This is a genomic window from Pararhizobium sp. PWRC1-1, from assembly GCF_049897905.1.
In the GTDB taxonomy this organism is placed as follows: Bacteria; Pseudomonadota; Alphaproteobacteria; order Rhizobiales; family Rhizobiaceae; genus Pararhizobium.
Genome location: NZ_JAFCXE010000020.1, coordinates 110,274 through 129,975, shown reverse-complemented (window position 1 = coordinate 129,975; position 19,702 = coordinate 110,274). Strand labels below are relative to the sequence as shown.

General features: G+C 56.9%; 19 protein-coding genes and 3 pseudogenes. 12 read left to right on the top strand and 10 right to left on the bottom strand.

Translation table 11 applies throughout. The features are described 5' to 3' along the window. Positions 1–105 (top strand): annotated as a pseudogene (locus ACP7E0_RS25925) (AraC family transcriptional regulator); the annotation flags it as partial. Positions 106–291: 186 nt separating this feature from the next. On the opposite strand, the gene ACP7E0_RS25920 reads toward ACP7E0_RS25925, so the two are convergent. Continuing rightward, positions 292–1,182 (bottom strand): LysR family transcriptional regulator, encoded by an 891-nt coding sequence (locus ACP7E0_RS25920; RefSeq protein ID WP_426129113.1) that lies wholly within the window; start codon positions 1,180–1,182, stop codon positions 292–294. Between the two features lie 104 nt (positions 1,183–1,286). On the opposite strand from ACP7E0_RS25920, the gene ACP7E0_RS25915 reads away from it, so the two are divergent. From ACP7E0_RS25915 to ACP7E0_RS25870, 10 genes and pseudogenes are all read left to right on the top strand, one after another. Further along, positions 1,287–2,156 carry an SDR family oxidoreductase gene (locus tag ACP7E0_RS25915; protein WP_426129111.1) on the top strand — a complete coding sequence of 290 codons (870 nt, stop codon included), beginning with the start codon at positions 1,287–1,289 and terminating at the stop codon, positions 2,154–2,156. Between the two features lie 36 nt (positions 2,157–2,192). Further along, positions 2,193–2,666, top strand: coding sequence for an AtaL-like protein (locus tag ACP7E0_RS25910; RefSeq protein ID WP_426129109.1), 474 nt, complete (start codon positions 2,193–2,195; stop codon positions 2,664–2,666). A 69-nt stretch (positions 2,667–2,735) separates the two neighbouring features. Then, the gene (locus ACP7E0_RS25905) at positions 2,736–3,404 is read left to right on the top strand and encodes an NAD(P)-dependent oxidoreductase (protein ID WP_426129108.1); all 669 of its coding nucleotides are present in this window, start codon (positions 2,736–2,738) and stop codon (positions 3,402–3,404) included. 398 nt (positions 3,405–3,802) lie between these two features. Then, positions 3,803–3,933 (top strand): annotated as a pseudogene (locus ACP7E0_RS25900) (transposase); the annotation flags it as partial. Between the two features lie 211 nt (positions 3,934–4,144). Further along, positions 4,145–4,891: a GntR family transcriptional regulator gene (locus tag ACP7E0_RS25895; RefSeq protein WP_426129106.1), complete on the top strand. Its 747-nt coding sequence runs from the start codon at positions 4,145–4,147 to the stop codon at positions 4,889–4,891. A gap of 138 nt (positions 4,892–5,029) precedes the next feature. Continuing rightward, positions 5,030–6,519: pseudogene (locus ACP7E0_RS25890) on the top strand (putative N-acetylmannosamine-6-phosphate 2-epimerase). Then, positions 6,516–7,844, top strand: coding sequence for an extracellular solute-binding protein (locus ACP7E0_RS25885; RefSeq protein ID WP_426129104.1), 1,329 nt, complete (start codon positions 6,516–6,518; stop codon positions 7,842–7,844). Before ACP7E0_RS25890 ends, ACP7E0_RS25885 begins: the two are co-directional and overlap by 4 nt. Before the next feature lie 143 nt (positions 7,845–7,987). Beyond that, on the top strand, positions 7,988–8,869 hold the full coding sequence (locus ACP7E0_RS25880) for a carbohydrate ABC transporter permease (RefSeq protein ID WP_426129103.1): 882 nt from the start codon (positions 7,988–7,990) through the stop codon (positions 8,867–8,869). Then, the gene (locus ACP7E0_RS25875) at positions 8,866–9,687 is read left to right on the top strand and encodes a carbohydrate ABC transporter permease (protein WP_426129101.1); all 822 of its coding nucleotides are present in this window, start codon (positions 8,866–8,868) and stop codon (positions 9,685–9,687) included. Before ACP7E0_RS25880 ends, ACP7E0_RS25875 begins: the two co-directional genes overlap by 4 nt. 20 nt (positions 9,688–9,707) lie before the next feature. Next, on the top strand, positions 9,708–10,781 hold the full coding sequence (locus ACP7E0_RS25870) for an ABC transporter ATP-binding protein (protein WP_426129099.1): 1,074 nt from the start codon (positions 9,708–9,710) through the stop codon (positions 10,779–10,781). Between the two features lie 290 nt (positions 10,782–11,071). Here the strand turns inward: ACP7E0_RS25870 and ACP7E0_RS25865 are convergent, their stop codons facing one another. From ACP7E0_RS25865 to ACP7E0_RS25825, 9 genes are all read right to left on the bottom strand, one after another. After that, entirely contained in the window at positions 11,072–11,254 is a 183-nt protein-coding gene (locus ACP7E0_RS25865; RefSeq protein WP_426129097.1) for a hypothetical protein, read from the bottom strand. A gap of 92 nt (positions 11,255–11,346) precedes the next feature. Further along, a complete protein-coding gene (locus ACP7E0_RS25860; protein ID WP_426129095.1) occupies positions 11,347–11,505 on the bottom strand; it encodes a hypothetical protein in 159 nt (52 codons plus the stop codon). A gap of 83 nt (positions 11,506–11,588) precedes the next feature. After that, positions 11,589–11,924: a slr1659 superfamily regulator gene (locus ACP7E0_RS25855; RefSeq protein ID WP_426129093.1), complete on the bottom strand. Its 336-nt coding sequence runs from the start codon at positions 11,922–11,924 to the stop codon at positions 11,589–11,591. Further along, the gene (locus ACP7E0_RS25850) at positions 11,914–12,492 is read right to left on the bottom strand and encodes a slr1658 superfamily regulator (RefSeq protein WP_426129091.1); all 579 of its coding nucleotides are present in this window, start codon (positions 12,490–12,492) and stop codon (positions 11,914–11,916) included. The genes ACP7E0_RS25855 and ACP7E0_RS25850 overlap by 11 nt, the downstream gene beginning before the upstream one ends. Before the next feature lie 3 nt (positions 12,493–12,495). Further along, positions 12,496–14,853 carry a SpoIIE family protein phosphatase gene (locus ACP7E0_RS25845; RefSeq protein ID WP_426129131.1) on the bottom strand — a complete coding sequence of 786 codons (2,358 nt, stop codon included), beginning with the start codon at positions 14,851–14,853 and terminating at the stop codon, positions 12,496–12,498. Beyond that, the gene (locus ACP7E0_RS25840; protein ID WP_426129089.1) at positions 14,850–16,022 is read right to left on the bottom strand and encodes a methyltransferase domain-containing protein; all 1,173 of its coding nucleotides are present in this window, start codon (positions 16,020–16,022) and stop codon (positions 14,850–14,852) included. Before ACP7E0_RS25840 ends, ACP7E0_RS25845 begins: the two co-directional genes overlap by 4 nt. Continuing rightward, positions 16,019–16,543 (bottom strand): ubiquinone biosynthesis methyltransferase UbiE, encoded by a 525-nt coding sequence (locus ACP7E0_RS25835; protein WP_426129088.1) that lies wholly within the window; start codon positions 16,541–16,543, stop codon positions 16,019–16,021. The genes ACP7E0_RS25840 and ACP7E0_RS25835 overlap by 4 nt, the downstream gene beginning before the upstream one ends. After that, a complete protein-coding gene (locus tag ACP7E0_RS25830) occupies positions 16,533–18,215 on the bottom strand; it encodes a putative bifunctional diguanylate cyclase/phosphodiesterase (protein ID WP_426129086.1) in 1,683 nt (560 codons plus the stop codon). Before ACP7E0_RS25830 ends, ACP7E0_RS25835 begins: the two co-directional genes overlap by 11 nt. A 488-nt stretch (positions 18,216–18,703) precedes the next feature. Beyond that, a complete protein-coding gene (locus tag ACP7E0_RS25825) occupies positions 18,704–18,883 on the bottom strand; it encodes a hypothetical protein (RefSeq protein WP_426129085.1) in 180 nt (59 codons plus the stop codon). 294 nt (positions 18,884–19,177) lie between these two features. On the opposite strand from ACP7E0_RS25825, the gene ACP7E0_RS25820 reads away from it, so the two are divergent. Next, the gene (locus ACP7E0_RS25820; protein WP_426129083.1) at positions 19,178–19,504 is read left to right on the top strand and encodes a hypothetical protein; all 327 of its coding nucleotides are present in this window, start codon (positions 19,178–19,180) and stop codon (positions 19,502–19,504) included. Positions 19,505–19,702: the final 198 nt, after the last annotated feature.

The following is a 19,702-nucleotide window of genomic DNA, read 5'->3' as shown; positions in this document are numbered from 1 at the left end:
GTCGGCTATGGCTCCGCAAGCGCCTTCAGCGTCGCGTTCAGTCGGCATGTGGGAATGCCGCCCGGTGCCTATTCTCGAGAAATCGCAGTTGCACGGAGGGATTAAGGTGAGTGGCGCGCGCCCACCGTTTGAGCGGTGAAGTGCCTGGCGACGTGTGTCATGCAGACGTCCATATATCCCTTCCAGTGGGTCGTTACGAACAGCGTCAGCGGGATTTTCGCAAGGCGGTTCACTGGCGAGACGACTAAGGTTCCGGTGAGAGGTGCCCGCATGACGACAGGTTCCGGGCAACTATCTGGCGATGTAGGCCGCCAGTTCATCGGGCGTTCCGTTGGGAAAGGCCAGCTTTAGAAAATCCAGGAAGGCAGATACACGCGCGCTCAACAGACGCCGCGACGGGTAAAGCGCCCACAGCGCGATCTCTGAACCCTCTATCGCGCCCCAGTCCAGCAATGTGCCGTCAGCAAGATCGTGGCTTACCAACGAGATCGGCAGGCGTGCAGCGCCAACGCCCGCCCGTACCGCATCCCGGACCATGATGAGGGACGACAAAACGAGGACCGGCTCGATCGTCATCTTAGCAGACCCTTTGGAGGTCATAATGTTCCAGGTCTGTGGATTGCCGCCTCCGCGCACGACGCCCGGCGCGGGTTGGTCACCAGCCGGGCGGGGAAGTTCGGGGCTTGCCACGACAACCAGGCGGTCATGCAGAAAGGCTCGCCCAACCAAGGCTTCGTCTGGATCCGGGTTGACGCGGATGACCAGATCATAGCCTTCCTCAATCATATCGACGGCCCGGTCTTCCGTGGTGATTTCCAGCCGCACGTCCGGATATTTAAGTGCGAAACCTGCAGCGATCTTGCCCATGGCAGTCTGTGACAAAAGGAGCGGTGCGCTGATCCGCAACCTGCCACGCGGCTTTTCCGCACCGGAGGCAATAGCGGCCGCCGTTTCGTCGAGCTCCGTAAGGAGGGCGGCTGTCCGCTCGTAGAGGGCTCTGCCCTCTTCGGTGAGTTTGAGGTTGCGCGCGCCACGTTCGAAAAGTCGAAGCTGGAGCGCAGCCTCCAGTTCTGCAACGCGTCGGGACAGGGTCGCCTTCGGCCGCCCGGAGGCCCGCGACGCTTTGCCAAAGCCGCCATAGCGAGCAACAAGATTGAAATCGGTAAGAGCAACGAGATCCATAAGTGTTCCAGCTCTGAGACGCCGCGTCTAAAATGATGGTCTATCGGGTCAGCAGTGAACCAACCATATTCGGGGTGTCAAGCAAACAAACCGGAGATAATCCCATGACCATTCTCGTTACCGGCGCCACAGGCAATATCGGCAGCCAAGTCGTTCCGCACCTCGTCGACCGCGGCGCTGATGTCCGCGCCCTCGTCCGCGATCCCTCCAAGGCCAACTTCCCGGCAGGCGTTGCCGTCGCCAAAGGTGACTTCCTCGACGTTGACTCGCTTCGCGCTGCCTTTGACGGTGTTTCGACGCTCTTCCTGCTGAATGCTGTAGCACCAGACGAATTCACCCAGGCTTTGATCGCGCTCAACGTTGCGCGCTCAGCTGGCATCGAACGCATCGTTTATCTCTCGGTGATCCACCCGGACGTCTACGTGAACGTGCCGCATTTCGCGGGCAAGTTCGGCGTCGAGCGGATGATCGAGCAGATGGGCTTTCACGCCACCATCCTGCGCCCCGCCTATTTCATCCAGAACGATCTGATGATCAAGGATGCCATCACCGGCTACGGCGTCTACCCGATGCCGGTCGGCGACAAGGGGCTCGCCATGGTCGACGTCCGCGATATCGCGGAGATCGCCGCCCTTGAGCTGCTGCGTCGCGAACAGGCTGCACAGCCGCTTCCGCTCAACCGGATCAATGTGGTCGGCCCCGAGACACTGACCGGAACGGATATTGCCACCATCTGGTCGGACGTTCTCGCCCGTCAAATCAGTTATGGCGGTGACGATACGGCAGCCTTCGAGCAGAACCTCAAGCAGTTCATGCCTTTGTGGATGGCCTACGACATGCGCATGATGGGTGAGCGATTCCTGACTGATGGCATGGTGCCCGAAGGTGGCGACGTTGAGCGCCTGACGACGCTTCTTGGCCGTCCGCTCCGCTCCTATCGCGACTTTGCCTTCGAAACCACTGCCTCTGCCTGAGGCAGGCGCCCACAGTTTCAAACAAGGACCATCATCATGATCTATTCGACTGCAACCGTTCCGGTAAATCCGCAAGGCGAAACAAAACTCACCCGGGAGCAGGTCTGGAAGGGCCTGGAGCTGAAGGCGCGCGATGCGCGCCTGTTCCTTCCACCCGGCCTTTGTATCCGCTGCGACGTCGTGGAGGAAAGTGCTACGCACTTCGTGCGCGAAGCTACCATCGCTGGCTCTGACCTTCGTGAAATTATTACTCTTGAGCCGCAGAGCAAAGTCACCTTTTTCCAAGCGACTGGACCTCGCGAAGGCGCAATCGTCAACGAGCTGTTCGAGGACGAAGATGGCGCCCTGCAGCTGAAATTCTACTGCTACATCGGCCTACGCGGCAAGGCGCCTGATGGTCCGGAGGAACAGGCAGAGCAGACGCAGTTTGACAGTGACAAGGGTTACGAATCGGCCCTTCTGTCGACACTGAAGCGGACCCGCGAACTGCTCGCAGAGGGCAGGCTCTGATCATCCCAAGCAACGAACCCTACAGGGCGGCCTCTTGAGAGGCGCCCTGCTTTCAAGTGGACCGAAACCATGACCACCTCCATCACCGACGCTCATTTCTCCGCCGCACCAAAGATCCTGGTTCTTGGTGCCACCGGCCCAACCGGCCGCCATATCGTCAGCCAGGCTGTGAGCCGCGGCTATGATGTCACCGTACTGGTGCGTTCGCCGGAAAAAGCGACCGATCTCAAGGGAGCGAAACTCGTTATCGGCGACGCACGAGACGAGAAGGCGCTGCGCCAGGCAATAATAGGCCAAGATGCGGTGATCAGCGCACTCGGGACACCCGTAAGCCCGTTTCGTGAAGTCACCCTTCTCTCGACCGCAACCCGGGCGCTCGTCAACGCCATGAAGGCGGAGCACGTCTCGCGCCTCGTCGCCATTACCGGCATTGGCGCCGGCGATAGCGCAGGCCATGGCGGGTTTCTATTCGACAAGGTGATCTTCCCGCTGCTCTTGCGCAAGGTTTATGCCGACAAGAACCGTCAGGAGGCAATCATCAAGGGCGGCGATCTGGAATGGACCATTGTTCGTCCGTCGAACCTCAACAACAAGCCTGGGCAGAAAGCAATCCGAGCACTTACCGACCTGAGCGACTTCCATGGCGGCTCCATCTCGCGTGAAGGTGTTGCGACCTTCGTGCTGGATCAAATCACAATGGATGGGTGGCTGCGCAAGTCGCCGTTGATCACCTGGTAACGTTGGCTTGAATGGCGTATCGAAACAAAAAAAGCCGGCGCGAGGGATCGCAGTCATCCAAGCCACGAACGCATTGCTGCTCTGCACAACAATCAAGTGCATCGTGATGTGTGCATACAGACTTCAGCTGATGCACATGGCGGCTTCCTCCCAGTTCCGCCGCAGCAGCTGTTTCCCTCTGGAGGTTCATGACCTTCACACTTTATGGGCTGCGGTTTTCCGTCGGCCCGTTTTTTCTTTTCTGAAGCAAGGTGTAGCGGCGGTACGATGCGTAAGAGCCTGGCCGAAAAATAGTTGAGTGAAATCAGCCAGTTGAGTTTCTCTTTGTTTGCTTAGGACGAACGGAGACCACAATGGGCTGGACTGATTTCGCCCGTCGGTAATATGCCCGACACGCAATGCGGTGTGCGATCTGACGGATGGGGGATGGGGATTGATCTCGCCTCCCCTGCCTGAACCGACGCGGCTGGGCAGCACCGATCTTCGGGAGGTCGCGAATGCGTTGCTTTACATCACCACAACGGGATGTCCGTGAACGCGAGGAGTGCCCGGACCAGTTCTTCGCTATCAAAGCACAAACGTCGGTCAAACGGCGTCACCTAAGTGATCGAATTGGCCGAACTCAAAAAAGGCAGAACAAATAACTTTTTCAGGTCAAGGATAGCCCACAAGAACAATACCAGTTTACCTCGAAAAAAAAATTTCGCATAAGGAAGCTCGCTTACAGGTGGGGTGTTCCGATGGACGATAAGGCAGTTCTCGACTTTCTTTTGCAGGCGCTGGCAGGCGAAAGTGGAGAGCCACTCTATCGCCGTCTGGAAGATGCCATCAAGGCGGCGATCGGTGCGGCACGGGTCAGGCGTGGCGCCGTCATCCCCAGTGAACGCAGGTTATGTGAGGCGCTCGGCATCTCTCGCGTCACCGTGCGCAAAGCGATAGACGGATTGGTCTCCGATGGTTTTCTCGACCGACGTCAGGGCGCCAAAACTATCGTCTCGTCACGCTTGGAGAAATCGCTCGCGACCATGACAAGCTTTTCCGAGGACATGCGCTCGCGCGGTTTGGAACCCGGATGCGTCTGGATTTCACGCGATATTTCACGTCCATCGCCGGCGGAAATGATGGCCTTGGGTATTTCCGGCAGCGAAAAGGTCGTCCGTCTCAGGCGCTTGCGTACAGCCGACGATACCCCTATCGCCATCGAAATCGCGACTTTACCGGCCCGCTTCGTCCCAGATCCGCAGGCGATCCGGGCCTCGCTTTACGAATATCTCGAAGCCCACGGTGCATTGCCGGTCCGTGCCCTGCAGCGCATGCAGGCGAAGCCCGCAAGCGACGAGGAACGCCGCCTGCTTGGAACGCCCGAAGATGCCAGCCTGCTGATCATGGAGCGGCGCTGCTTCCTTGCCGATGGCCAGATTGTTGAGTTCACGCAGACCAAATATCGCGGCGACGTCTACGACTTCGTCATTGAGTTGATGCGATAATACCAGTTAAAGTCCTGTTGCAATCTGGTCTTGTCCTGTTACCGTGATAGCACAACAGGAGAGCCGGACGTGCCGCTTGACATTCAAGCCTTGAAGAATGGACTGATCGTATCGTGCCAGCCGGTGAAGGGCGGCGCGATGGACAACGCCATGATGGTCGTCGGCTTCGGGCTGGCGGCGCTGGATGGTGGCGCTGCTGGCCTTCGTATCGAGTCGGCAGACTATGTCCGCGCCGTCCGCGGAGCCACCGACAAGCCGATTGTCGGGTTGGTCAAGCGCGACCTCAATGACACGCCGGTGCGCATCACGCCATGGCTTGAAGATGTCGATGCACTGGCCGCGGCCGGAGCCGATATCATCGCCTATGACGCCACCCAGCGCATCCGCCCGGTCGATACCAAGACGCTGATCGACCGCATCCATGCCCATGGCCGCATCGCAATGGCCGATTGCTCGATCCTGGCAGATGCCGAACAGGCGCTGGCCGAAGGCGCCGAGATCGTCGGCACCACGCTTGCCGGATACACCGGTCCCGTTGAGCCTACGGAGCCCGATTTCGCGCTTATCGCGGCAGCTTCGAAGCTCACGCCTCACGTCATCGCCGAAGGCAATGTGCGCACACCCGAGCAGGCCTCGAAAGCCCTTGCGAGTGGTGCCTTCATGGTCGTCGTCGGCTCGGCCATTACCCGGCCGGAACATGTCACCTCGTGGTTCCGCGCCGCCCTCGACGAAACCCTTTCCTTAACCAAGGCGTGACTGACATGGCGTCCCCAGACACTGTTCTCGCACTCGACATCGGCGGCACCAAGATGCTTGCCGCATTGGTGCGCGGCAACGCAGTGTTGGACACCCACAAGATGCCGACGCCGCGCCAGGGTGAGCCCACACAGTGGCTTGAGGCATTGTTTGCAGCGATTGCATCCTGGCGAGGTCGATACGCCACAATCGGCGCCGCGGCCACCGGGATCATCGATGATGGTCACTGGTCGGCGCTCAACCGCAACACCCTGGACATACCCGACCAGTTTCCACTGGAAGAGGCGATCAAGCAGCTTTCAGGCGTGCCGGTTCTCGCCGCCAACGATGCCCAGGCCGCTGCCTGGGGAGAACACCGTTTCGGTGCCGGCCAAAACGAAGACATGGTCTTCCTGACCATCTCCACCGGTATTGGCGGTGGCATCGTCATCAATGGCAAGCCGATGTTCGGGCTCGCCGGTCATTTTGGACAGTTCCGCGTTGCCGACGATGTGGCCGGCACGCTGGAGGATCAGGTCTCGGGCCACTGGATCGCCAGCCAGGCCGCCGGATATTACCCGGGCGCCACCGCACGCGACGTGTTCGAGGCTGCAGCCGCCGGCGACGAATGGGCAGGCAACATCATAAAGACGTCGGCACGCCAAACTGCCCAGCTCTGCCGCAATATCCATCTCGCACTCGATCCTCCCCGCATCGTCATCGGCGGCGGCATCGGGCTTGCTCCGACCTATCTCGACACCGTCCGGCAGGCGCTTAAAGGCCTGCCGCCGCGGCTCACACCGAGAATCCATGCCGCCGCTCTCGGGGAAAGAGCCGGCGTCGTGGGCATCGCCGATCTAGCAAAAAACCAATATAGAGGAGAACTAAAATGACATTGACGACAATCAGGAAGGGCGGCCTCCTCGCGGTTGCCATCGCCAATCTTCTGACAAGCCCCGCCTTCGCCAAGGTGACAGTGCTCGGCTGGCCAGGCGGGCCTGAAGAAACGGCACTGCGTGCCGCAACAGACGTTTATAACGCCAAGTCCGGTGTCGCTGAAAACGACAAGGTCGAGCTGCTGTTCTTCAACCGCGACGGCTTCTGGGACAAGCTTCAGGCCGACCTTGCAGCCGGCTCGAAGGCTTTCGACGTCAATCTGCTCGCAACTTATTCCATCGGCCGCTACGCGCCGTTCATGGAGCCGGTCGAACTGTCGGGCGAAGCAGCTTCGGTCTATGGCGATTCCGTGCTCAAGACCATGCAATACGAAGGCAAGCAGTTCGGCGTCCCCACCGACCTTTCTCTGCACTTCATGTATTACCGCAAGGACCTGATCGATGCCCTGATGAAGGACGACGCTGCCAAGGCGAGGTATGCGGAGATCTCCGAAAAGCACCTCGGCAAGAAACTGGAGCCGAAGAGCCCGGACGAATGGACCTGGGACGATTACGCTGCGACCGCGCTCTATTTCACCCAAGCCGTCAATCCCGACAGCCCCACACGCTACGGAACGGTTTTGCAGTTGAAGAACCTGCTGTTTAACATGATGGTGTTCCAGTCTTTGCCGCGTGCCTATGGCGGCAACTGGATGGATGATGCCGGAAAGATCACTGTCAATTCCGAGGCCTATCGCAAGGGTCTCGAAACTTACAAGCTGCTCTACGATGCGGGTGCAACGCCGCGCGATTCACTGTCCTACGAGTTTGCCGAAGCCAATGCTGCCTACACCTCCGGGCAGGTCGCTGCCATGATGCAGTGGAATGCCGCTGCCTCGGATCTGACCAGCAAGGAGAAGTCACCAACCGTCGCAGAAGTAACCGACACGGTTGCTCCGCCCGCCGGCCCCGAAGGGCGATTTACTCACATCCATGGCCTCGGCTTTGGCCTGAACAAAAATGCTGAAAACAAGGCCGGCGCCCAAGCTTTCATCAAATGGCTTTCCTCGAAGGAAGCTGCCCTGACATACGCCGGGCACAACGGCGCCCCGGCGCTGACGCCGGAAGTCGTCGCCGAAGTCGCCAAGGAGCGCCCCGATCTCGTCAAGCTCGGCGAATTCGCCTCCAAATACGGCTACGTCATGAACGGTGGCACCTCTGCCAAGGCGCTGTCGGTCTACGAACTCCAGGCCAAGGAGTTCACCGGCTACTGGTCGGGCCAGCAGTCGATAGACGACGCGCTTGCCAATACTGAAAAGGGCATGGCCGAGCTGCTCAAGTAGCGTGAATTGCTGGCGGCGGATGATCGCCGCCAGCATGCCCCGCAAGGACCTGACGTAGTGGCGTTGGGCGTATAGGCAATTTTACCGAACGGAAAAGCCCAGATGATCGCTTACGCAGTCGCCACCAGAGGGAGACCGGCTCGATGAACACGCAGCGCGCTCCTTCTTCGGAATTTCGGCTGTTGGCTACGCCGTTGGTTCTGTTTCTGCTGGTATTCCTAGGCTTCCCGGCGATTGTCAACTTGATCTATTCGATCTCCGACGTGTCGTTCGAGACGCTGCGTCAGCCCAAAATCACAGGCCTTTCCAACTTCGCCGCTGTCTGGAATGACAGCGCATTCTGGCGGGCGACCTGGTTTTCGCTGCGCTTCGGCGCGCTCACCGCCGTGCTCGAATGTGGGCTCGGACTGTTCCTCGCAATCTTCCTCTCGCCGCTGATCCAAAAACGCAGCTGGCTGATGGCGATCCTGATGTTGCCGCTGATGGTGGCGCCGGCCCTTGTCGGCCTGATGTACCGTCTCGTCCTGCATGAATTCGCCGGTCCTGTGCCCTACTATCTGTGGTCCTGGTTCGGCGCCAGCCTGTCGTTCCTTGGTCCGACATCCGCATTCTGGACACTTATCGTCGTGGAAACCTTGCAATGGACGCCGTTTGCCTTGCTGCTGTTCTACATGGCCTACCGGGCGATCCCAACCGAGGTCGTCGAGGCATCAGCGATGGACGGCGCCAGGCGCTGGAGCCTGCTGTGGTACATCGAATTGCCGCTGATGGCCCCGACGATCGCCGTTGCGCTGCTCATCCGCTTTATCGATGGTTTCCGGGTTTTCGACAATGTCTACGTTCTGACCGGCAGCGGTCCCGGCGGCTCCACGGCGTCGCTGTCGATCTACATCTACGAAGCCTTCTTCAAGCAGGGCGCCATCGGCAAAGCCGTCGCGGCTTCCGTAATCCTGTTTGTCGTATCCTTCGTCGTCCTTTACGGCCTCAATGTCATAGCCAGCCGCCGCAAGGGAGCACTCAAATGATCAATGCGCTCCGCTGGCTTGTCTTCGCTATTGCTGCCGTTGCGATGAATTTTCCGATCCTGGTGACGCTCGTTACCTCGTTCAAGAGCACGCGCGAGCTGTCGACCAATCCCGGACTATGGGTACAGGCGCCGACACTCGAAAACTATCTCGCAGTTTTCCAGGTCTCCGACCGGCTGAACATCTTCCTCTACCTTTTCAACAGCATCACAGTTGCCTTCATCGGCACCACGCTTGCCGTTGTTCTCGCCCTTCCGGCAGCCTATGCGATTGCACGTGGCAAGCTTGGCGAACGCACGCTTTTGCCTTTCATCGTCAATCTGCGCGCCGTGCCGCTGATCATCTTTGCCATCCCGCTCTACATGATGTTCCAGTGGCTGGCGCTGTTGGACACCCGTCTCGGGCTTGGCCTGATCCTTTCGATCGTCAACCTGCCGCTGGCCCTGGTGATCCTGGTGAACGCCATCCGCGACCTGCCGGCAGAACTCGATGAAGCGGCCCTGATGGACGGTGCCAGCCGCACGCAGATCCTTTTGCGCGTCATTGCCCCAGTCTGCCGTCCGGCCATCGTCACCAGCCTGATCTTCGGTTTCATCACCGCATGGAATGAATTCCTCTTCGGCCTGATGCTGACCACGTCGAAGGCAGTACCGATCACCGTCGGCGCCTCGTTTTTCTTCGCTGCCAGCGGCGGCGGCGTGCAATGGGGTGTCGCGTCGGCCGTCATGATTGTCGGCGCACTGCCGCCGGTCCTGCTCGGCCTCATCATGTATCGCCAGATCAGCGGGTCGATGACGGCCGGCGCTGTCAAGGGCTGACCTCTTTTCAGGAGAAAACCATGGGTACGATTTCGCTACGCAAGGCAGGCAAGCAATATGGCGCAGTCGAGATCATCAAGGATCTTGACCTGGAGATCGCCGACGGCGAATTTGTCGTGATCGTCGGTCCCTCCGGCTGCGGCAAATCCACGCTATTGCGGATGATTGCAGGGTTGGAGCAGACGACCTCCGGCCAGATCCTCATCGACGGGCGCAATGTCACCTTGGCCTCCCCAGTAGAGCGCAAGCTCGCTATGGTGTTCCAATCCTATGCCCTCTACCCGCATATGACCGTTCGCCAGAACATGGGCTTCGGCCTGAAACTGGCCAAGCTTTCAACCAGAACGATTAAAGCCAAAGTCGATACGGCGGCCGATACGCTGAAGTTGACCCCACTGCTCGACCGCTATCCGAAGGAGCTTTCCGGCGGCCAACGACAGCGCGTCGCCATCGGCCGTGCAATCGTGCGCGAACCGGTCGGCTTTTTGTTCGATGAGCCGTTGTCCAATCTTGATGCAGCCCTGCGTGTCGACATGCGGCTCGAGATCGCCAAGCTTCACCGTACGCTCGGCGCCACCATGATTTACGTCACCCACGACCAGGTTGAGGCGATGACCTTGGCCGACCGCATCGTCGTGCTGAAAGACGGCCGCGTCATGCAGCAGGGCACCCCGCACGAGCTTTATGAGAAGCCTGCCAACCTGTTCGTCGCCCAATTTATCGGTAGCCCCAAGATGAACGTTCTACCCTGCCGAAGGAACGGCGACGGTCTGCTTGATCTGTCGGGTGAAGGCATTATGGAGCTACCGCTCACTGGCAACGCCGCCCCGGAGCAAATCGGCGCACGTCCCGAACATCTATCACTGGTCGCCCCGGAGAGCGGCCACTGCCGTGGCACGGTCGAGGCGAACGAGTACCTCGGTGGCAACACCTCGGTGTTCGTGCGCAATCCCAAGCTCGGGCTTATAAATGTCAGCGCGCCTGCCAATAGCGCTTTTCGCATCGGAGAGACCGTTGGCATCCATCTCGATAGCAGCAGATCGTCGTTTTTCGATCACTCTGGGGCGGCGATTGCCAGGACTTCTGTCTTCTGAAATTAAGATTCCTATAAAAGAGCGTACGAAGCGACACGATATGGAGGAATGGCTGAATATGGCCCCACTTTGCGAAAAACCGATTCCACGGAATCCGCCGAGCTTGTAGAGACCGCTCTGGATGAGATCTGCCGGATATGAGATCGGCTGCCCCGTTATGTTGTCGAACTTTGGCCCCTCCAAGTATGAAAAAACGAACGGATGAGACGCAACGCGCGCGCAGGACCCGGCACGGATCGTGCCCCGGCAGTGGTGTAGATCAGCGGTTACAAACCCGCTCGAGGGCGCCCTCAACTGACCGTATGACGACCACTTGCCCGAAGATCGAGAGTTCCCAAACATTCAGAAACGCGAAACTCTTCCCAAAGCCATTGAGCCAGGTCGCACGGACGCCAGCAAACAACGCCGTCGAGATAGGGCGTAGGACCACGCTCGATGGCCTGCGCAAGCGCCGCACGCTGCTGATCGTTCATCCGCGACTGCTAACCGGGAGCCTTGCCATTGACCAGTCCAGCAGGGCCGCGTTCGTTAAAGCGCATGACCCAGTCCCGAACGATCTGGAGCGTCACATGCCGAGACGGGCGGCATGTGATCGCGTGCCGCCGTCGTAGATCGAGGCGAGCGCCAACAAGCGTCGCACCCGGGCTGCATCCTTCGTCTGCCGCGCCAGCCGCCGGAGGCGTTCTCCATCAAAATCTTCACGTAACGAAATCCCTGATTGCATCGTAAACCTCAGGTTTGCCATAGAGATTCAGATTAACCGCATTTTGGGAAGGAGAAAGTGTCGAGGTCAACGAGGCGGCGTAGTTATGCAAGCGTTAACGTAAGCGCGGGATACAGCTTCTTCAGGTTTGGCAAAGACTTCGACTGCCATGGGATGGAGCTGCTACCTTTTACGGCAAGCGCACCATCCGGCTTGTTGCGTGCTTCAATTGTAAGCTTGGCAAGCAGGTTTATCCCGGAAGAGTTCAGGAATACCAGGTTGGTAAGATCCAACACGACTGAATTTTCGCTAGCTATCAGACCGGATGCCAAGGAATAAACCGGGGCATACGCATCTGGGCCAGAGAGACGCATTGTACCGTCAAAAAAGACAGTGGAGCGCTCAGACCAGACGCGATAAGTATCTGCTTTAACTTCCATGGTGCTGCGCCTCGTGATTGGGGACCGTGATTGCGGCATGTGTCGAAATTTTTGTGGAAACCTCTCCCGGCAAATCCTCGATCTGCCATGCCATTCGAGCACCGTAGTCGGCAAGGAGGGTCAGCAACCCAAGACCTGACGCATTCGATTCAGACTCGAGCGCATTTGCTTCGAGCTGTTCAAGGAGCATAGCCTGAGGCTCCCCAGATGAAAGCTCGGTCAGTAGGTTGATGAGCTTAGGCATTAGCGCAGCCGAGGCAATATTCGTGACGGATATCCGAAATGTGTCATCTTCAACGGAAGCCTCAACGCCGATACTTTCTCCCGATCCGAACTTGATGGCATTTTCGATCAGCTCGTTGGCGAGAAATCCAATCTCGTGGCGGACGGTATTATGAACCTGTTTCGATCCCTTAAATCGAGCAGATACCGCCTCAGCTATGTAGTCGGCGGTAAGGCCAGAATGGCTCCACTCTACCTGAAGAATGCGGCCCGCAAGGTTTATTCGCATAGGGCCGGATTCGTGTCTCCGAGCCAGCGAGGCCGTTCCAAAAATGGTCCGTGCCATGATCTACCTGTGTTTTAGCGCGACTAAAGTGATGTCGTCGTGGACTTTCTGTATTCCAATGTATGATATCAACTTTTTCAAGATCCCCTCCAGGATAGCTTCGGCGGTTTCTAGGTGAAGGCGAGCGGCCTCTTCGCAAAGGCGTTCAATTCCGAAGAGCTCTCCAGCGGGGTTTTCCGCTTCAGTGACACCATCGGTGTGGAGAATTATGACATCCCCCGTATTGAATGGGATTTTCTTGGTGTCGATGAAAGCGGAAATATCCGCCTGGATGCCAATAGGAAAACCAAGGTCGATTGTGTTGATTTTCTCGATTTCGCCACTGCGCCGGACGACGATGACGTCCTCATGCTGTCCGGAAATCGTTACAAATCCATCCTCATAATCGAGGAACGCTAGCGTTAGATGCTTGTCAGCTTCAGTCCGTTCTATGTTTTTGAAAATAGTTTTGTTGAGGATGCTCAGAAACCGAGATGGGTCAGTTTGGCCGGCATCCTGCAACGCTCGGGCGACGGACTGCACCATCAGCATGAGCACTCCACTCTCCAAGCCATGCCCGGTTACGTCTCCTATGCCGATCTTGAGGCGCGAACCGTCCTTCAAGACATCGTAGTAGTCACCACCCACCTCATCGGCGGGTCGCATAAACGCAGCCATTTCGATTGGGGGAAAATCCGCTAACTCGGCTTGGCGAGGAAGCACCATAAGCTGAATTTGCTTTGCCACCGCCAGTTCGCTTCCTAAACGCTCGTTCTCAACGGAGAGCTTCGCATTCAACACGGTTATTTCAGTTTTCGCCTTCTCGATTTCGTGCGTCCGGTCTTCCACCAGTCTTTCAAGGTTTTCGGTATTGTATCTAATCTCTTCGGCCATGCGGTTGAAAGCTACCCCGGCCTCACCAACCTCGTCATTGCTGGAGATCGCCACACGAACTGAATAATCCCGCTCTTGTATCCGCCGCGCAGCCCCCGCAAGGGCGGTAATCCCAGCGGTAACTCGTTTAGAGGCTGCCAGTACGGCTGCTGTTACGATTGCTAATGAAACCAAAATTGCAAGCAGCTGGTATAAAACGATCCGATTGCTGGCGTCCTGGATTTTGTCCTGCGCCGCCAACAACGATGCATAGATTTCCTGCTCAGGTACAATGATACCAAGTGACATCACTTCCGAAGTTACACCCTCAGTACCCCAAAGATTACTCGGCTTTAGTTTTTCAGTAATCACCAAATAAGGAACATCCGCGCCGGCATCGTCCAACACAATACGCTGAAGAATACTGTTCCGTCCCAGATCCAGGGTGGAAATGCTTTTCTGACGGCTTTTTCTCAGCGAGCGGTCCAGTCCGGTGACGCCTTCCTTCCCGGCGTCGTTTGACATCTGAAGCCCAATGGTTTTTTCTCCGGCCGGATTGATCGCGATCACGTTCCCATCGGAAGACGCAAGGAACCCGAAGCCGTTCTGGCCGACCTTGACGTTCTCCACAATTTCCGCGAGCTGATCCAGTGTAATATCGGCGCCCGCAGCTCCCGCCACACCAACCTTGTTTGCGGTCCAGAGCGGATGGAAGAAGCTGACAATCAGCTTGCCGGTGATTGCGTCTGTGTATGGAGCCGTGCGGGTGATATCGTCAGACACTGGGCGCGTTTCGGGTGATTTCGCCCAACTTTCCCAGCTCTCATAGAGTTTAGGAAAGAAAAAGTCCCAGAAGTTCTGGGTATTGTGACCGGGGTACAAACGGTCAAAAGTCTGTGCCTGGTCTGTGTAAGGCGACGTCCGAAATATCGGGCGTTCCTTTGGGCCTATGAAGTACATCTGCAGCTTCGGCGGCCCGCTATGCAAAAAGCTGCCCGCGACGAGATCGAACGCCGCGCTTTTCTTTATCTCGTCGAGTACCGCTGGCAACGGCTGATGATCGGCTCCAAGCAGGTATCCCCACACGCTAACGACTGATGTCGCGCCGGGAGCATTCTGGGCCCATCCGCCCGCTGGATTGAACTCAACCGTCGTTGAGCCAGGGTGGCTGAGAGATACAGTTGAGCCAACTCCTGCATACGCGGGATCATCAATTTGCGTTTGTAGAACGCCCGCGAGCGCTCTGACATTCGCGTCCACCTGGTCGAGCACCAGGTTGACCCGAGCAGCGGTGGCGTCAGCGTACGAGTGAATGTAGTCCTCATTTGCCCGTTTCAGTCCTCTGCCAACTTCCTCGGTGGCATCATTTGAAAGTTGGCGAACATTCCAAAGTGCAAGCCCGCCACTGACCAGCAGGTCGAAAAGGACGGCTCCACCTACCACCAAGACAAACTTGGCGCGGAATGATCCCAAACCTAAACGTCGCTCGGCGCCAGCTCCGTTACTCATAGCGGTTTCCGCCCGGATGCCGCCCAGATCGGCCACCCTGCGTATCCGCTCGGATGAAGAGCTGCAAAAATGTGGTCTTGGAAGCCTTTTCGAAAACGGTCTATGAATTCCGGAGTATCGCCTCGTTTAACGGCCATTTCTCCCGCATACACATTTTCCCAGGCAGAGATGACATCCGCGAAGTCTTGGGGATCGCCTTCGTGGTTTGTAACCATGAAGCTTTCCATCTGGATCTGATCAAATCCCGCATTCGCGAGCAATCGGATCCCTTTCGGCCCCATTTCTACGTCCATGTCAAAAAACGCAAAGAGCTTAGCAACCTCGGTGTATGTCCACTGGATACTCTCGGAGCGAGGTTCACCCACGCAATGGGAGTTTTTCTCATTAGTGATGTAGACCCGACCACCTGGCTTACAAATTCTAAAAAGTTCCTTCAGAAGTACCTCGGGCCGGTCAAATATCTGGAGCGAGTGCCGGCACGTGACAAAGTCGAACGAGTTATCCTCAAGCAGCATTTGGGAAGCATCGCCATAGGTGTATTCGATCCCTTGCACACCAATTTCAGATACAACGCGTCTCGCATAAGCCAGGCTCGCCGCTGAATGGTCGAGAGCCACGAGACGCGACGGCCTAAACTCTTTCTTTAGAAGAACCGCAAAGTCACCGATTCCGCAGCAGATATCGGCAACCGCCAAGCCCGGAACCAAGCCATGACGCGCCAGGATCGGCTGCTCGTGCCTCCATGTCATCTTGGTTTGGGTCCGAAGAATTGGGATAAAGCTCTCGTTTTCGACAAAGGTTTGCCCTGGATAAAAAGCTGAATCGTAAACCTTCAGACTGATATTTTCGTGGAGACCTACAAGGTGGCTGAATAGTTTTGTCGACCAAGCCACAACGCTTGAGGTCACAATGACAACACGCAAGTCCGGTTTCGACTGGCACGCAAAAAGGATCCGTCCCGCCAACGTTCGATATGCCGTAGTGTTGATGTGTACCAGTCTTTTGACGTTGACGTAAAAGGTGCCTGGTGCACTCGCGATGCCGTGTTCGAGTACTGCTATGATCTCATTGAGATCGTTGGGGTTGTAGGGACGCAGCGTGCCGGTGAGCAAAAGCTCATTCGCTCCGTTATCGTAAGCGGCACTCCCTGGACCTGTAACCCTTTTCAATTAATCAGGCCCTGTGTCGGTATATCGGCGACGATAGTCAGCGAATCATCACGACCTCTTCCAGCAGTGATGGAAGCGTCGAAATTTGCCTTAAGGCCCAGCAGCGCATCCTCCGGCTCGACGGCGTGATAGCCATGCAGCATCTCCAGATACCTGGGGGCGACGTCTACCGATACGCTCGCGGCCAATTGGCTCAAAACTCGACTTCGCGCCGCCTCGACGCTCGGGAAACTTAAGGCCACGCGGTCAATTTCACCTATCCTGCTAATTTCGCAAAGCAGCCTGCCGCATCCAGTCCCAATTCGAAACGAATACTCCAAAAGCTCATTGACGGCTGACGAAAAAACATTGGCGTACCGCACGGGATCAGATTGATCACGGCTAATCATTGCGGCAACATAATCTGAAAGGCGGTCGCAGTTTGCCCAGTCCGAACTGAACATTGCGAAATCCATTTCCACGGCGAGCATTGCGGCGACGCCATCCGGCGTTTCATCTGAGCTGGAACTTCTAAGATTCATTCCTTACCCCACCTTGGATATGATCAGTCTGAAAAGCGCTGTTAAGGTAGTTGGCTACCGTTTCCGCTGGCATCGGTTTGCTAATGGCGTAGCCCTGAATGAGGTCGCAGCCGGCATCCCAAAGCCACAGCTCTTGCTCTAATGTCTCCACTCCCTCGGCAATTACCCGCATGTCCAGCCCATGGGCCATTCCAATGATGGATTTCACTATCGTCTGACTGTTCAAATCTGTCGATAAGTCGGAGATAAAATACTTGTCGATTTTGATGTTATCGAACGGAAAATTCTTGAGATAGCTGAGTGATGAATACTCGGTTCCAAAGTCGTCCAGTGAGATCTTGATCCCCAGGATGTTCAGAGTGTTCAACGTATCCAAGTTGTTGGTTGTCCGCTCCAGAAGGACAGTTTCTGTTATCTCCAATTCCAACCTTTCAGAAGGAAGGCCAGTTTCGTCCAAAACCGCTGAGATGCGGTCGGTAATTCCCGTCGTCAGGAACTCCGCGGGCGACACGTTCACGGCTACAGTCAGGTGATCTGGCCATGTTAGAGCCGCCCTACAAGCGGTTTCGAGCACCCATTGTCCAATTTCCGGCATCAACCCATCTGCTTCGGCCACAGTTATGAATGCGACCGGAGGTATCACTCCGAGCATTGGATGACGCCAACGTAGCAAAGCTTCGAAGCCGGTGATGTTTCGACCCGGCCCTGTAATTGGTTGGTACTCAACGAAGAATTCTTCGCGCTGCAAAGCCAGCCTCAAGCTTCTACGCAGAAGTTCCCGCTGTTCAAGCACTTGCAGCATACCTGCTTCAAAAATGGACGCTCTGCCCCGCCCGTCTTTCTTCGCCGCATAGAGGGCTACGTCGGCCGCTTTCATCAGCCCTTCGGTGTCCTCACCGTCTTCTGGGGCAAATGCGACGCCAACGCTTGCGCCGACGAACAAGGTGATACCGTAAGCCTCGAACGGTCGCTGAAAAGCTTTCACCAAGCGCTCGGCCGCGTCTTCCCCGGCTTTCCTGGTACCGCAATGCTGTTTGATGACTGCAAACTCGTCGCCGGCCAAGCGGTAAGCGGTCTCGCCGAGTTGCAGAGATGCTTTCAGGCGATCAGCCGTTTCCCTCAGAACAATGTCCCCAGCACCATGCCCAAGCGTATCGTTGACCGGCTTGAAGTCATCGAGATCAAGTTGCATCAAGGCGAGTATGCTACTGTCGCGATGCTTTAGAGCAGCACTCAATTGCGAGCCAAATTCTCTTCTGTTAGGCAGACCTGTCAGGGGATCGTGGGTCGCCTGATGAAGCAGAACGGCGCGATCGTCGTCTTTTCGAACATGTGGGATATCTCGGAATTCCAGAGCCGCAATGCCTTGCGGTGATGGCACCATGAACAAGGTTCGTTTTACCTCATTCTCCTCGGGTAACTCGAAAACCAAATGACCCATTGTATCGCTGACATCTTGCCACGCGGCCGCGTCGATCCGCAGAATGCCTGGGTATAGATGCTGAAGCGTGAGAGAGGAGTTCTCATCCAAACCGTACAGGCTCGAGAACTGTTTTGAGCAGTCAACTAAGAGAAATGACCAATCGTAAAAAGAATACAGGGCGTCAGTCCCTGGCCTAGCGGCAAATCTGACAAGCTCGTGTCGTCGATCAACCCCGACGTCTGGCGCCATAGCGTTCTCCGTTACGAACATTCATGTTCAAAGCAGAAATGCTGTCGAAAGTAAGCTGTACCTCTTCGTCTTGATCAATCACAGCGCAATCGAAAGTAATTTATGAGGGGATGCTTAAGTTTTTGCAACTTCATAACGACTATTCACCGAGAAAAGTCCGGCTACAAGGCCAGTTCCGGCCCTCTCCCGGTATATCTGCTCAAGTGCTTCTTTGAGTGAGGGCTGCCCATTCCAAAGCAGGACGCGCAGACAGCCACCGACATCGCAACCGGGCTGTCGCACTCATCCTTTCAGGCTGTCGAGTGCGGGTGAACATACGCGGCCTCGATACCCTTCGCGAAAATGACGTTAAGGGGGACGACCACAGGCCCAATGGGAAGCGGTCGTGGAGCTTTTCGCTCGCCAGATCGAACCCCAACTACAATCTCCCCGGCATGCGAGAGAGCATTGCGAAATCAGGCGCCGCAATCTGCGCCACCGCTGATAGCTCAGATCAAATAACGCGACCGGCTGCCAAACGGAACATTTCCGTGAGCTGCGCCACAATTTCGTTCGAGGATGGTGAAATACCCGACCTCTACGGTTACTACTGGATGATTGCCAATGACATGGCGTGAGAAAGGCGTGGCAAGCTGCGCAAACTTGTCCGGGACTACAGTGACGAGCATGGCAATTTCCGCACGACCCATCCGTCTGACATGGACCGGACCAGCGGCCTGACACAGTTCGAAGGGGGCTCTATTGCGCGAACCGACAGCATTGCGCCAACACCCCGCAGGCTAGCGCCGCGTAGAATGCGCCAGGCACGAAGCCGAACTTCGAGGGTCTCATTTCGGTTAGACGGCTCGCGACGGAAATTGGCGCCAGTTGCTCGACGTGGGATACTTCACAAATGGCAGAGAACTGCGGGAACCAGATGAACCGCGGAAGGGTTACTATAACCAACGTTCAAGGATAGCGCCATGAAAAAGCTTGCACTTGCTATTGTAATCGCGGCCTCCGCCGCCTCACCTTCACTCGCCATCTCGCGCCTTAACCCGCTGTCTATGAGCTGCGAGAGAGCACGGGCGGCTGTCCACAATCAGGGTGCCGTGATCTTCCGGTGGACGTCGCCTCGTGGCCTTCCCCTATATGACCGATTCGTTCGCAACAGTGGCTACTGCGACGGCAATCAATATGCGGAGTGGAAGAACATTCCGACTCGCGATGACAAGACGTGCCCGGTCTTAAACTGCCAGAACATCGACAACCTCGATGGGACCTTCATCATCCCTAATCATAGGCTCTGAGCTCATCAAGCGTGACGCGCCGCGTCCGTATCGTTTGAGAAACGTTGCTGCCTCACACGTCAGCTGCTGAGTGAACGGAAACGTTCCACCGAGCGCCCCTCGCTTAGGATGGCGACATTTCAGGAGACGGCGCCGGCGGTCATCCGCTGGCGCGTTGCGATCTCGAGCCCCTTCTTATGACGTATCGATACCGTTGTC

Excerpts from the sequence above, each read along its gene's own strand:
- ACP7E0_RS25825 (WP_426129085.1), bottom strand. The coding sequence starts at position 18,883 with ATGCTCGTCACTGTAGTCCCGGACAAGTTTGCGCAGCTTGCCACGCCT.
- ACP7E0_RS25910 (WP_426129109.1), top strand. The coding sequence starts at position 2,193 with ATGATCTATTCGACTGCAACCGTTCCGGTAAATCCGCAAGGCGAAACA.
- ACP7E0_RS25860 (WP_426129095.1), bottom strand. The coding sequence starts at position 11,505 with ATGCAATCAGGGATTTCGTTACGTGAAGATTTTGATGGAGAACGCCTC.
- ACP7E0_RS25880 (WP_426129103.1), top strand. The coding sequence starts at position 7,988 with ATGAACACGCAGCGCGCTCCTTCTTCGGAATTTCGGCTGTTGGCTACG.
- ACP7E0_RS25835 (WP_426129088.1), bottom strand. The coding sequence starts at position 16,543 with ATGAATCTTAGAAGTTCCAGCTCAGATGAAACGCCGGATGGCGTCGCC.
- ACP7E0_RS25865 (WP_426129097.1), bottom strand. The coding sequence starts at position 11,254 with ATGAACGATCAGCAGCGTGCGGCGCTTGCGCAGGCCATCGAGCGTGGT.
- ACP7E0_RS25845 (WP_426129131.1), bottom strand. The coding sequence starts at position 14,853 with ATGAGTAACGGAGCTGGCGCCGAGCGACGTTTAGGTTTGGGATCATTC.
- ACP7E0_RS25895 (WP_426129106.1), top strand. The coding sequence starts at position 4,145 with ATGGACGATAAGGCAGTTCTCGACTTTCTTTTGCAGGCGCTGGCAGGC.
- ACP7E0_RS25870 (WP_426129099.1), top strand. The coding sequence starts at position 9,708 with ATGGGTACGATTTCGCTACGCAAGGCAGGCAAGCAATATGGCGCAGTC.
- ACP7E0_RS25820 (WP_426129083.1), top strand. The coding sequence starts at position 19,178 with ATGAAAAAGCTTGCACTTGCTATTGTAATCGCGGCCTCCGCCGCCTCA.
- ACP7E0_RS25885 (WP_426129104.1), top strand. The coding sequence starts at position 6,516 with ATGACATTGACGACAATCAGGAAGGGCGGCCTCCTCGCGGTTGCCATC.
- ACP7E0_RS25830 (WP_426129086.1), bottom strand. The coding sequence starts at position 18,215 with ATGGCGCCAGACGTCGGGGTTGATCGACGACACGAGCTTGTCAGATTT.
- ACP7E0_RS25875 (WP_426129101.1), top strand. The coding sequence starts at position 8,866 with ATGATCAATGCGCTCCGCTGGCTTGTCTTCGCTATTGCTGCCGTTGCG.
- ACP7E0_RS25915 (WP_426129111.1), top strand. The coding sequence starts at position 1,287 with ATGACCATTCTCGTTACCGGCGCCACAGGCAATATCGGCAGCCAAGTC.
- ACP7E0_RS25920 (WP_426129113.1), bottom strand. The coding sequence starts at position 1,182 with ATGGATCTCGTTGCTCTTACCGATTTCAATCTTGTTGCTCGCTATGGC.
- ACP7E0_RS25850 (WP_426129091.1), bottom strand. The coding sequence starts at position 12,492 with ATGGCACGGACCATTTTTGGAACGGCCTCGCTGGCTCGGAGACACGAA.
- ACP7E0_RS25905 (WP_426129108.1), top strand. The coding sequence starts at position 2,736 with ATGACCACCTCCATCACCGACGCTCATTTCTCCGCCGCACCAAAGATC.
- ACP7E0_RS25855 (WP_426129093.1), bottom strand. The coding sequence starts at position 11,924 with ATGGAAGTTAAAGCAGATACTTATCGCGTCTGGTCTGAGCGCTCCACT.